Genomic DNA, 11,512 nt, shown 5'->3' with positions numbered 1-11,512 from the left:
GCTTCCGCAACCCCGTCAACCAGCGACTACGAACCCGAACCGCCACCACCCGCAAAGCCCGCGGGCATCTCGACCCCCGCTAACTTCGAAGACCCGCGATGACCAGGCGGCGGGCCCGCCGGGACAGGGCGATCACCGCCGGCAGGGTGGTCAGGTCGTCGCGGACCAGGACCACGTCGGCGCTGTGCAGGGCGAGGTCGGAGCCGTGCCGGCCCATCGCCACGCCGAGGTGGGCCGCGGCGAGCGCGGGGGCATCGTTGACGCCGTCGCCGACGAGCAGCACCCGCCGGCCGTGTTCCTGCAGCGCCCGGACGTGGTCGACCTTGTCGGCCGGCAACAGCCCGGCGTGTACGTCGGTGATGCCGGCCTCGGCGCCGAGCCGTTCGGCGGCGGCGGGGTTGTCGCCGGTCAGCAGTACCGGCGCGGCACCGGTCAATGTCGTCAGGGCGGACACGGTGCCGGTTGCGCCCGGGCGGATCCGGTCGGCCAGGGCCAGCACTCCGGCCGGGGTGCCGTCGACGACGACCACCACCGCGGTGCGGCCGGCGCGCTCGGCGCCGTCGACAGCGGCGCCGACGTCTGCCACGGTCCGGGTGCCGGCCAGGGCGGGGGACAGTTCACCGAGCAGGGCGGGGCTGCCCACCGCCACGGTATTGCCGTCGACGACCGCCCGCACGCCGCGGCCTGGCGTGGAGACGAAGGCGTCGGCGACCGGCACGGCCAAGCTGCGGTCGCGGGCGGCGGTCAGGATCGCGGCCGCGACCGGGTGCTCGCTCGGATGCTCGGCACCGGCGGCCAGTCGAAGCAACTCCTCCCCCGTCATCGAACCGGCGGAGTGGATCTCGGCGACCCGCGGGGTGCCCTCGGTCAGGGTGCCGGTCTTGTCGAACGCCACCAGCAAGGTGTCGGCGAGCTGTTCCATGACCACGGCGGACTTGACCAGTACGCCATGGCGGCCCGCGTTGGCGATCGCCGAGAGCAACGGCGGCATCGTGGCCAGCACCACCGCGCACGGCGACGCCACGATCATGAATGTCATCGCCCGCAGCAGGGTGGACCGCAGGTCCGCGCCGAGCAGCAGCGGGATCGCGAACAGCGCGAGCGTGGCCGCGACGACGCCGATCGAGTAGCGCTGCTCGACCTTCTCAATGAACAACTGGGTCTTGGCCTTGGTCGCCGAGGCCTGCTCGACCAGGGCCACGATGCGGGCGATCACCGACTCGCCGGCCTCGCGGTGCACCCGCGCGACGAGGGTGCCGGTGCCGTTGAGAGTGCCGGCGAACACCTCGTCGCCGACGATCTTCGCAACCGGCATGGGTTCGCCGGTGATCGTGGCCTGGTCGACCTCGCTGGCGCCGTCGACGACGACCGCGTCGGCGCCGATGCGCTCACCCGGCCGGATCCGCACCAGATCACCGACGTGCAGGTCGCCGGTGTCCACCACGGTCTCCGCGCCGTCAGCGTCCAGGCGGGTCGCCCGCTCCGGGGCCAGGTCCAGCAATGCCCGCACCGAGTCGGCGGTCCGGGCCGTCGCGAACGCCTCCAGGGCACCGGAGGTGGCAAAGATGACGATCAGCAGCGCCCCGTCGAAGACCTGCCCGATCGCGGCCGCGCCGATCGCCGCGACGATCATCAGCAGGTCGACGTCGAGGGTCTTGTCGCGTAGCGCCCGCAGCCCGGCCAACGCCGGCTCCCACCCGCCGGCGGCGTAGCAGGCCAGGTACAGCGCCCACCACACCGGCCGTGGAGCGCCGGCCAGCTGCAGCAGCCCGCCGGCGGCGAACAGTGTCAGCGCCAGTCCTGCCCAGCGCATCTCCGGCAGCACCCACAGCCGGGCGGTCAATCGCTGCGACGGTGCCGGTGTCAGGCTCTCGGCGGAGGTCGGGCTCATCGTCAGGGTCACGCCGAACCACAATACCTGCGTATTCACGTAGATAGCCAAGCAGGTAGGCAGATGAGTACGTCGGTTCCGATATCCTGGTTACGTGCATACCTCGCTGCCGGACTTTCAGATGCCCAACGACGAGCAGGTCCACCTGGCCGCCGAAGGCTTCCGGCTGCTCGCCGACCCGACCCGCATCAAGATCCTTTGGGCGCTGCTGCAGGGCGAGTCCTCAGTCGCCTGCCTGGCCGAACTCGTCGGCGCCGCACCGACCGCCGTCAGTCAGCACCTGGCCAAACTCCGCCTGGCAGGCCTCGTGCGGGGCCGCCGGGAAGGCACCTTCGTGCACTACTCCGCGGCCGACCCCCACGTGCGGGCGCTGCTGGCCGAAGCCCTGTTCCACGCCGATCACGCCGACCGTGACCTGCCCGACCATGCCGCCGGCGACGGGCGGCCCCACACCCCTCTGCCCGCACCCGACCTGCGCGTGCCCACACACTCCGCCGGCTAGGTTCTGACGCGCCGACCATCGGGTTGGTTCGCTGCACCTGCGCGGCATGAGGCGAGCTGCGTCATGACGAGCGGGCTGTGCTGGCACCGCTCAAGGTCAGCGACGACGTCGAGGTGGAGATCAGGACCGACCTCGAGCATTGACCCGCCGTAGGGCACGTTGGACCGTGGGCGTACGGCGCGGCAAGGTCCGGCGGCCCGACCGTCAGGGGTTCGGTTCGAACGACAGCAGCGCCGGTTGGCCGGTCGTTCCGTGCGGGACGGGGTAGTAGCTGCGGTGGGTGGTGGGGTCGACGGCCACCACGTGGGCGCCGTCGGCGATGTGGGCGCGGCCGGTGATGGTCAGGTTCCGGTTGTGCTCGTCGAGGGTGGTCAGCCAACCACTTTCGACGGCGACGTACAGCCGGGCGGCGGCGGGGTCGTAGGCGAGCACGTCCGGGGTGTCGCCGACGCGGAGTGTGCCGGAGACGGTCCAGGTGCCCATGTCGATCGTCAGCAGGGTGGCGTTGGCGTCGCAGGCCACGAATGCGAGCCGGTGGTCCGGGTCCAGGGTGAGGCCGTGGCTGTGGTCGCAGCCAGGTAGCGGTACCCGCCGGGTGACGGCCAGGGTCGCGGGGTCGATGACGGCGAGCTCGTTGCGGGTCTGCACGGCGACGAGCATCCGCCGGGTCGGCGGGTCGTAGGTGACGTTGCCTGCCTCGCCGCACAGTGGCACGGTGCCGCGGATCTGGCCGCTGTCGGCGTCGATGACGGTTTCGGAGCCGCCGGTTTCGTTGGTGGTCCAGACGGTGGCATGGATCGGGTCGTAGGCCAGCCCGTCCGGGTAGTTCCCGGTCGGCGCCTGCGCCAGCTGGACGCCCGTGTCCTCGTTCAGGATGACCATCGCGTTGGCACCGGTGGCTGTGGCGTACACCCGGTGCCGTTCGGGTACCACCAGGACGCCATGGACCTGGTCGACGCCGTGGATGACCCGCACGACCGAGCCGGCGTGGACGTCGACGACGACGATCTCGCTAGCGCCGAGGTGCGCGAGAAACAGCAGACCGCGCTTGGCGTCGAGGCTGGCGTAGTCGAACCGGGAGCTGTCGCCGGGCAGGGCGATCTGACCGGCCGCCCGTAGCGGCAGCGGCACCGTCGGCGGCGGACGATCCCACACCGCGACGGCGACCGCCGCAGCCACGGCAACGGCCGTGACCGCGACGGCCAGCCAAAACCAGCGCAGCAGCCGGGGACGTCGTGGGAACCTGGTGTTCACCGCACTCCTCCTTGCTCACCGACGCCCGGCAGTCCCACGGCTGGGCGGGCGACCGTCAGTACAGGTAGACGTCGACCCAGGAGGCCGGTGCATGCCAGCCGGCGGGTTCCCCCGGCGACGAGTGCCGACAGCGCGGCGTCACAGCCCATCATGTCCCAACCGATCATGGCAGTGTCTGCCTCCCACCGCCCGCTGCACGGCCACCCCTGGATCGACTGTAACCGCGGTTGCAGAGGCTGCTACATCGCTGAAGCGCCCGCCTGCTGGTGGATGTCGACCGCCTGTCATGTTGTGCAACCACGGTTACACTTGAATGGTGAGCAGTGATCGAACGGTCGGATCATGGGTGATGTTGTGCTATCGGCTGCCCCGGGAACCGTCCACGCCGCGGATCACGGTGTGGCGCAAGCTCAAGCGGCTCGGGGTGGCGCAACTCTCCGATGGGCTCGTCACGCTGCCCGCCGACGCGCGCACCCGCGAGCAGCTGGAGTGGCTCGCCGACGAAATCGTCGAGGCCGGCGGTGAGGCGTCGATCTGGTTTGCCCAACCCGCCTCCGCCGCACAGGAGCGCGACCTCGCCGCACGGATGGCCACTGCCCGCGCCGCCGAGTACGACGCGGTGACCGCCGAGGCCGGCAGCGCGTCGGCGGCGGGGTCGCGGGAGGCCCGCCGAACCGGCGAGCGACTACGCAGCGAGTTGCGCCGCATCGGCCGCCGCGACTACTTCCCGCCACCGCAGCGGGATGTCGCGCACGCCGCGGTCCAGGCGCTGCTGACCGACGCCACGGCGCAGGACCCGGACATCGACACGGACACGGAAATACGGGAGCTGCTGTCATGAGGTGGGCCACCCGCGCCGGGATCCACATCGACCGGGCCGCCTGCGCCTGGTTGATCCGCCGGTTCCTCGACCCGGACGCCGAGTTCGTCTTCGTCACCGATCCCGCTGACGTGCCGGCGAACGCGATCGCGTTCGACATGCGCGGGGTGGATCTGTCCCACCACGCCGGCCCGGACGGGTCGGCTGACTGCAGCTTCGAGACGATCCTGCGCCGCCACGACCTGACCGACCCGGTGCTGTGGCGCATCGGGCAGATCGTGCACGAGGCCGACCTGGACGACGAACGGTACGACGCCCCCGAAGCCCCGGGGTTGGACGTGGTGCTGCGCGGGTTGTCCATGGTCTGCGACGACGAGCGGATGCTGGAGCTGACCGGGCCGATCTTCGACGGCTTGTACGAGTACCAACGCCGCGCTCTCCTGCTGGGCCGGGAGCCGGCATGAACACCCCGAACCCGCCGAGCCGTGCCGGACCGCCTGAGCGGGTTCCGGCGCCGGCCGCAACGCCAGAACCCGAGATGCCAGCCGGTGCCGGCACCCGGACCACTGGACCTGACGTGCGAACCGTGCCGCAGCGGACGTTCCTCGGCTACTTCCTCGGCCTGGGTACCTGGGGGTTCGGCGGCCCGATCGCCAGCGTCGGCTACATGCAACGGGACCTGGTCGAGCGGCGCGCCTGGCTGTCACGGAAGGACTTCCTCGACGGTGTCGCACTCGGCCAGACCATGCCCGGACCGCTCGCCGCGCAGGTGGTGATGTGGCTGGGATACCTGCGTGCCGGCACCATCGGCGCCCTCGTAACCGCGGCGACGTTCATCGCCCCGTCGTTCCTGCTCGTACTCGCCGTGGCCGTCGCCTACGCCCACTACCAGGGCCTGCCGGTGGTCCAGGGGCTGTTCCACGGCATCGCCCCAGCCGTGATGGCCATCATCGCAGTGGCCGCCTACAAACTGGCCCGGCTGACCAACCACCGCAACCGGCGGCTGTGGGCGATCAGCGCCGTCCTCGCAGTCATCACCGCGCTGACCGGCGCCGAGATCGCACTGCTGTTCATCGCCGCCGGACTGCTCATGATCGTCCTTGACGCCCCACCCAGTTGGCTGCGCCGCCCAACAAGACCTGCCGTCACCATCGCGGTGCCCGGGCTTGGGCCGCTGGCCGGCAAGGCCCTGGCCGTGGCGATAGGCGGCAGCACCGTCCTGGCACTGGGCTGGTTCTTCCTCAAGGCCGGCGCGTTCATCTTCGGCAGCGGCCTGGCCATCGTGCCGTTCCTGCGCGAAGGCGTGGTCCACCAGCACCACTGGCTGACCGACGGACAGTTCCTCGACGCCGTCGCGATGGGCCTGATCACCCCGGGACCGGTCGTCATCACCGCCACGTTCATCGGCTACCTCGTCGCCGGCTGGCAAGGCGCCCTCGTCGCCACCGTGGCAATCTTCACCCCGATCTTCCTCGGCGTGGTCGTGCCCGGCCGGTGGTTCATCCGCCACCGCGACAACCGCCAGATCCAAGCCTTCGTCAAGGGCGCCACCGCCGCAGCGGCCGGCGCGATCGCCGGCGCCGTGGTGGTGCTGTCCCGGCAGACCATCACCGACTGGCCCTCGGTCACTATTGCGATGGTCGCACTCGGGCTGCTGCTGAAGTGGAAGGTCAAAGAACCGATCCTGGTCGGGCTCAGCGCCGCCGCCGGGCTCGCCCTGCACTGGCCGTGGTGAACACGTGGAGCCCGGTGAGCGCGGTCGACGCCCGCTGGATCCTCACCGCCCAGGGCAGCCGGACGTTCGGATACGGCCTCGCTATGGTCCGCTGGGCGCGCCCTGCGCGGCCTCGTCGTCACCGAGGCCGTCGTCATCGGCGCGGTCAGCCGGGCACCCGCGGTGGCGCTCCTCGCCGCAGAGCGCTATGACCTCGCCGTGCAGTGGGCGCCACAGGCCGGGCAGTGCATCACCCGCGGCCTCGACCCGCTCCCGATCGGCGGCTTCACCGCCCAGATCTCGAACGTCAGCGCGCAGCGGCTCGGCGAGCTCGGCGCCGCCGGTGAACTGCGGTTCGCCCTCGTCGACGGCCCCCAGCTGAAAGGCAAACCGACCCGCGACTATCCGGACTACGCGACGTGGGCACCGACCGCCTGCCGCCCCGTCGACGGGTTCACCACCCCGCCGTACACCCTGTACGACTGCGCGCGGTAGCCGGTCACTCGCCTTCCTTCGAACCGTCCGAGGTCATCGCCTCCTGACCCGGCACGGACGGCAGGAAGACGTGCTGATGGCCCCGGCCGATGTCGACGTTGAGCTGGTCGAGTTGCGTGGCGCCGACCGACCAGCCGGCGACCGCCAGATCACGCTGGCGGCCGGCCAAGGCCAGCAGCGCCGGACGGTCCGCCTCGGCCGCCTTGACCGCGGCGGCGTACGTGTCGACGGCGACGTCGAGCTGGCGGGCGCCACCGGCGAGGCTGCCCCGGGCGATGTTGACCGCGGTTCCGGCCGACGGCGGGTTCGCGAACTCCTCGACGCCCTTGCGGGTGACCGCCTTCCACCCGTCGACCTTGCCCTGCGCGACCACCGGACCGGGTGCGGCACCGGGCGGCAGCGCCGTGGCGAGCTGCTCGGCGACCGGGCCCAGCAGCTCGAGGAGGCGGCGCGCCTGGTCGGTGAGAGCCACGACCTGGGCGGAGTCGCGCTGCACCTCCGCGACCTGCAGCGCGTCGATGCGCCGCTGCACGTCAGTACGCGGGTCGGCGACGGCGGTGCCGACGAGACCACCGATCAGCCCGCCGATGACGAGCGCGACGGCGGCCGCGATCGCGACGGGCCGCCACTGGAAACCGCCGCCGGTACGGGCGCGGGCAGGCAGCCGGCGGGAACGGCTCGGCGAACGGGGTGGCATCACAGCTCCTGGCGGGCCTGGTGAACACGGTCGGGTGCCGCCAGGACGGAAGGCTCGCCGAAGACCGACCGACCGGGCGTGGTGACGCTCGATGCTATCCGCCCGGACGGCGGGTCGGAAAGTTCCGAGATGTCGAGCCCCTGCAGCGCCGCCACGTGCGGGTCCGGCACGTCGGGCAGGTGGACTCCGGCCGAATGGCTGCGTCAGGCGGTCTCGGCGGACCCGTACGATGGCGGCGGCCGGAACAAGCGCGGGAGGTGAGGACGACGGACCAGCGGCATGCGGGACGCGCGCTCGTCGCCGTGTCCGCCGTCTCGTCGGGGGCGCTCGGCTGGAGCGCCGCCCACCTGGTCACCTCGCGGCTGCTCGCCCACCGGCACGCGGCCGACCACGGCATCGCCGCAGGGGTCGACCACGTCCACGCGGCCGAGCTGGCCGCGGTGATCGTGGCCCTCGCGCTCACGGCGACGTCGCTGCTCGCGGTCACCGCCGCAGCGTTCGCGTCCGGAGGCCGGCTGCCGACGGTTGGCAGACGGCGGCTGGCTCGCACCGCAGGACTCTGGTCGACCGGAGCCTTCCTCGCCGCTGAGACCGGCGCCTGGGCGGTCTCCGACGCCCACGTCGTGCCGCCGCCCATCGTGCTGCTACTCGGCCTCGCGGTGCACGGCGCCGCCGGCGTGATCGCCGCGCTGCTGTGGCGCGGCGCCGTCGACCGTGTCCAACTCGCCGCCGCCGCGGCGGCCCCACGACCGCTCCCCTGTCCCGCCCTGACCCGCGCCGTCGTGCGCGACGATGCGGACGGCGAGTCGATCTGGTCCATGCTCCGGGTGGCGGGCCGTGCCCCGCCGACGCTGGGAACGCTCGCATAGCGCCGTTTCCACGTCCGTCCGGGCGCCGCCTCGCCGTGCCCGGGAATCCCGAGAGGCCTTCATGCACCGATCCGTCCTGCGCCGGGGCACCGTCGTGCCCGGCGCCGCCCTGACCATCCTCCTGCTGGCACCGGCTGCCGCGTCCGCGCACGGCGTCAACGGCGCCGCCGACAAGTCCGTCCCCGAGTTCGTCTGGCTCGGCATCACCCACATGCTGCTCGGCTGGGACCACCTGCTGTTCGTCGCGGGTGTCGCGCTCATCGCCGGTACCGTCCGCCGCGCCGCCGCCTACGTGTCGCTGTTCGCGCTCGGGCACAGCGTCACCCTCATCACCGCCGCGATCACCGAATGGCGGGTCAGCCCCACCAAGGTCGACCTCGTCATCGGCCTCAGCGTCGTCTTCGTCGGCGCCGTCGCGCTCCTCGCCCGGCCCAAGACCACCCTGCACTGGCGGCTGTTCGGCGGTGCCGTGCTCGGGTTCGGCCTCATCCACGGCCTTGGCCTCGCCACCCGCCTGCAGGACATCGACGTCCACGGCGTCGGCAGCCTCACCCGCATCATCGCGTTCAACATCGGCATCGAGGGCGGCCAGGTCATCGCGCTGCTCGTCGTCATGCTCATCGCCAGCTACCTGCCCGCCCGGTTCACCTCCGAACAGGCCCAGCGGGTCGCGTCCACCGCGATCATCGTGCTCGGGGTCCTCGCCGCCGTACTGGTCGTCGTCGACCGGGCCAACCGGCCCGCGCCCGCCGCGGCCGCTTCTGGACCGTGCACCAGTGGCGAACGCGCCGACACGCTGCCGTACGGGCAGGGCGGCCACCCCTCGAAGGACTTCTACGAACCGACGGACACCGCCACCCATGTACGCGGCACGCTCACCTGCACCGCGTTCGACCTGCCTGCCCTGCAACAGTTCACGAAGGCATGGTTCGCCGACCCGCGGTCCAAGGTCGCGGAATAGGCATCACGGTGTTACGTCCGGGCGAACTCGAAGGGCTGTGGCAGATCCGCGACACTGCCACGGCCCAGCGGGCCGCCATCATCCGGGACATGGTGCGCTGGACGGTATGGCTGACACGTGCCGGGCTCGCCACGCTGCTCCTCGCGTCACTGCTGCTCACACCCCGAGCTGAGGCACAAGCCGCCCATCTGCAGCTCGGGCATCCCGCCGTTCATTCGACAACGGCTGGACACGACCATCACGGCGCGGCCGGCGAGCATTCCCACGAGCACCACCACACCGTGCTGCACACCGCGGGAGTCCTGGCGCAGCCGCACCAGCCGAAACTGATCGCCGACGCCAGCACCTTCACGGTGCCGTCCGTCGCCGTCGCCGGTCCCGCACCGCGGACGGTCCCGGACCGGGACACCGGCCAACCTCAGCAATCGCACCTCCAGGTATGGCGGATCTAGGCCGGCACGACGCTCGCGACGTGTCCTGACCAACCCCATTCACCTGGAGCTTCCGCATGCCCGCAACCGCCGGCCGGCGGCCGATGCACCATGCCTCCGACACTGACCACCACGCTCCGGACGTCCGGCCCCCAGGGCGCCGGCTCGCCCATGGCACCCTCGCCGACCTGTGGAACGGCCGCGACAACGGCATCGGCGCCATCCGGCTCGGCCTCGCGATCTCCGTCGTCCTCGCCCACGCCACGTCGCTCGGCTTCGGCTGGGAGGACCTCGGCCAGAGCCTGTTCCAGAACCAGACCAACGTCGGCACCCTCGCCGTCTTCGGCTTCTTCATCCTGTCCGGGCTGCTCATCACCCGCTCCGCGCGGCACACGACTGTCGGGCGGTTCGCCTGGCACCGCGCGCTGCGCATCCTGCCCGGACTCTGGGTGTGCCTGCTCGTCACCGCGTTCGTTGCCGCACCCGTCGTCGCGCTGCACCAGCGGGACACTCTCGCCGGGTTCTGGGACGGGCCGAAAGGGCCGCTGCAGTATGTGACCGGCAACTGGTTCACCGGAGTCCGCCAGTACGGCATCCAGGACCTCCTCGCCGACACCCCGTGGGGACAGGAGATCGGCGGCAACAGCGTGTTCAACGGCGCGCTGTGGTCGCTGGTCTACGAGACCGCCTGCTACGCCGCCGTCGCCGTCCTCGCCGTCACGGCAGTGCTGCGCCGGGCACGGTGGCTCGTGCCGGTCATCGCCGTCATCCTGTACGGCTGCATCCTCGCCGACCAGATCCGCGGCTGGACCCTGGAGGGCCCACCCGCCGGACATTACGGGTTCATCGCCCCGCCGCTGGTCGGCGACGTCTTCGCGCAGTGGCTCATCTACCTCGGCGCGCTGTTCCTCACCGGGGCCACCATCGAGCTGTACCGCGACCGCGTCCCCATCCACGACGGGCTCGCCCTCGCCTGCCTCGTCATCCTCGCCGGGTCGTTGCTGCTCGGCGGGTTCTTCGTCGCCGGCTTCCCCACCCTCGCGTATCTGCTGGTGTGGGCGGCGGTCCGGGCACCCAGGCGGCTGCGCCGCGTCGGCGCCGTCAACGACTACTCCTACGGCATCTACATCTACGGCTTCCTCGTCCAGCAGCTGCTGGCCACGTTCGGCGCCAACCGCTGGGGCTACCTGCCGTACACCGCACTGAGCCTGTTGATCACCGCCGTCGTCGCGTACGCGTCGTGGCACCTCGTCGAGCGCCGCGCTCTGGCCCTCAAGGACTGGCGCCGCCGGTGACGGGTCAGTCGTGCTCAGGCGTGCCGGTCAGATGATGATCAGCCGCGTGGAACACCTCGGTCACGAGCCGGCGGACGTGACCGCCCGCGGCCCGGTACAGCACCCGGCGGCCGTCCCGCCGGGTGTTGACCAGGCCCGCGAGGAGCAGCTTCGCGAGGTGCTGCGACACCGCCGGCCGGGCAGCGCCGACTGTGGCCGTCAGCGTACTGACGTCCTGCTCGCCGTCCCGCAGCGCCCACAGCAGCCGCAGGCGGGTCGGGTCGGGTCGGCGAGCATCCGCAACGCCGTCGCAGCCGCGTCGGCCTGCGCGTCGGTCGGTGACTCGCCGCTACCGCCTGTCACCACGTCGTCGGGTGCATACACAAGCATTCATGGTACGGCGGACTGCCCGCGCGTCAGTTCAGCAGCTTGAAGTACGTGCCGCCGTCACTGGTGAGGAAGTAGTCGAACCCCGCGTCCTGCAGCACACGCCGCCACACCCGGGCCAGCTCCACCGAGGTCGACATCAGCCGGTCCACCTCCACCGTCTCGCTGGTGCCCGGCACGCTTTCCAGGACCTCCAACACGGCCGCCATCGCTGGCA

15 protein-coding genes are annotated in these 11,512 nt (G+C 71.6%); 9 read left to right on the top strand and 6 right to left on the bottom strand.

All coding sequences use genetic code 11. The annotated features are described in order from the left end of the window. Positions 1 to 79 precede the first annotated feature (79 nt). Complete coding sequence (locus AB0H83_RS37670; RefSeq protein ID WP_360103648.1) at positions 80 to 1,891, bottom strand: heavy metal translocating P-type ATPase; 1,812 nt, start codon at positions 1,889 to 1,891, stop codon at positions 80 to 82. Positions 1,892 to 1,985: 94 nt separating this feature from the next. On the opposite strand from AB0H83_RS37670, the gene AB0H83_RS37665 reads away from it, so the two are divergent. Beyond that, positions 1,986 to 2,393, top strand: coding sequence for a metalloregulator ArsR/SmtB family transcription factor (locus AB0H83_RS37665; RefSeq protein WP_360103640.1), 408 nt, complete (start codon positions 1,986 to 1,988; stop codon positions 2,391 to 2,393). Between the two features lie 204 nt (positions 2,394 to 2,597). On the opposite strand, the gene AB0H83_RS37660 is transcribed toward AB0H83_RS37665, so the two are convergent. Continuing rightward, the gene (locus AB0H83_RS37660; RefSeq protein ID WP_360103638.1) at positions 2,598 to 3,647 is read right to left on the bottom strand and encodes a YncE family protein; all 1,050 of its coding nucleotides are present in this window, start codon (positions 3,645 to 3,647) and stop codon (positions 2,598 to 2,600) included. A gap of 316 nt (positions 3,648 to 3,963) precedes the next feature. Here AB0H83_RS37660 and AB0H83_RS37655 point away from each other — a divergent pair, with 316 nt between their 5' ends. The 4 genes from AB0H83_RS37655 (at position 3,964) to AB0H83_RS37640 (ending at position 6,676) form a co-directional block, all read left to right on the top strand. Continuing rightward, complete coding sequence (locus AB0H83_RS37655) at positions 3,964 to 4,488, top strand: Chromate resistance protein ChrB (RefSeq protein WP_360103636.1); 525 nt, start codon at positions 3,964 to 3,966, stop codon at positions 4,486 to 4,488. Next, complete coding sequence (locus tag AB0H83_RS37650; RefSeq protein ID WP_360103634.1) at positions 4,485 to 4,931, top strand: chromate resistance protein ChrB domain-containing protein; 447 nt, start codon at positions 4,485 to 4,487, stop codon at positions 4,929 to 4,931. Before AB0H83_RS37655 ends, AB0H83_RS37650 begins: the two co-directional genes overlap by 4 nt. A gap of 113 nt (positions 4,932 to 5,044) precedes the next feature. Then, on the top strand, positions 5,045 to 6,202 hold the full coding sequence (gene chrA / locus AB0H83_RS37645; protein ID WP_360103632.1) for a chromate efflux transporter: 1,158 nt from the start codon (positions 5,045 to 5,047) through the stop codon (positions 6,200 to 6,202). Positions 6,203 to 6,364: 162 nt separating this feature from the next. Then, the gene (locus AB0H83_RS37640; RefSeq protein ID WP_360103630.1) at positions 6,365 to 6,676 is read left to right on the top strand and encodes a hypothetical protein; all 312 of its coding nucleotides are present in this window, start codon (positions 6,365 to 6,367) and stop codon (positions 6,674 to 6,676) included. A 4-nt stretch (positions 6,677 to 6,680) separates the two neighbouring features. Here AB0H83_RS37640 and AB0H83_RS37635 read toward each other — a convergent pair whose 3' ends face one another. Together AB0H83_RS37635 and AB0H83_RS37630 are read right to left on the bottom strand one after the other, a co-directional pair. Next, the gene (locus AB0H83_RS37635; protein ID WP_360103628.1) at positions 6,681 to 7,373 is read right to left on the bottom strand and encodes a hypothetical protein; all 693 of its coding nucleotides are present in this window, start codon (positions 7,371 to 7,373) and stop codon (positions 6,681 to 6,683) included. Beyond that, positions 7,373 to 7,528 (bottom strand): hypothetical protein, encoded by a 156-nt coding sequence (locus AB0H83_RS37630; RefSeq protein ID WP_360103626.1) that lies wholly within the window; start codon positions 7,526 to 7,528, stop codon positions 7,373 to 7,375. Before AB0H83_RS37630 ends, AB0H83_RS37635 begins: the two co-directional genes overlap by 1 nt. A gap of 102 nt (positions 7,529 to 7,630) precedes the next feature. On the opposite strand from AB0H83_RS37630, the gene AB0H83_RS37625 reads away from it, so the two are divergent. The 4 genes from AB0H83_RS37625 to AB0H83_RS37610 all read left to right on the top strand — a co-directional run bounded on the left by AB0H83_RS37625 (position 7,631) and on the right by AB0H83_RS37610 (position 10,929). Continuing rightward, positions 7,631 to 8,242 (top strand): hypothetical protein, encoded by a 612-nt coding sequence (locus tag AB0H83_RS37625; RefSeq protein WP_360103624.1) that lies wholly within the window; start codon positions 7,631 to 7,633, stop codon positions 8,240 to 8,242. Positions 8,243 to 8,303: 61 nt separating this feature from the next. Continuing rightward, positions 8,304 to 9,203, top strand: a complete 900-nt coding sequence (locus AB0H83_RS37620; protein WP_360103622.1) for a HupE/UreJ family protein — start codon at positions 8,304 to 8,306, stop codon at positions 9,201 to 9,203. An 8-nt stretch (positions 9,204 to 9,211) separates the two neighbouring features. Continuing rightward, positions 9,212 to 9,655 carry a hypothetical protein gene (locus tag AB0H83_RS37615; RefSeq protein ID WP_360103620.1) on the top strand — a complete coding sequence of 148 codons (444 nt, stop codon included), beginning with the start codon at positions 9,212 to 9,214 and terminating at the stop codon, positions 9,653 to 9,655. Between the two features lie 56 nt (positions 9,656 to 9,711). Continuing rightward, positions 9,712 to 10,929, top strand: coding sequence for an acyltransferase (locus AB0H83_RS37610; protein WP_360103618.1), 1,218 nt, complete (start codon positions 9,712 to 9,714; stop codon positions 10,927 to 10,929). A gap of 4 nt (positions 10,930 to 10,933) precedes the next feature. Here the strand turns inward: AB0H83_RS37610 and AB0H83_RS37605 are convergent, their stop codons facing one another. Together AB0H83_RS37605 and AB0H83_RS37600 are read right to left on the bottom strand one after the other, a co-directional pair. After that, entirely contained in the window at positions 10,934 to 11,131 is a 198-nt protein-coding gene (locus AB0H83_RS37605; protein ID WP_360103646.1) for an ArsR family transcriptional regulator, read from the bottom strand. 193 nt (positions 11,132 to 11,324) lie between these two features. Further along, entirely contained in the window at positions 11,325 to 11,504 is a 180-nt protein-coding gene (locus tag AB0H83_RS37600; protein ID WP_360103616.1) for a hypothetical protein, read from the bottom strand. Positions 11,505 to 11,512: the final 8 nt, after the last annotated feature.

Source organism: Dactylosporangium sp. NPDC050688, from assembly GCF_040654515.1.
In the GTDB taxonomy this organism is placed as follows: domain Bacteria; phylum Actinomycetota; class Actinomycetes; order Mycobacteriales; family Micromonosporaceae; genus Dactylosporangium.
This window is presented reverse-complemented; position numbering and strand designations above follow the sequence as displayed.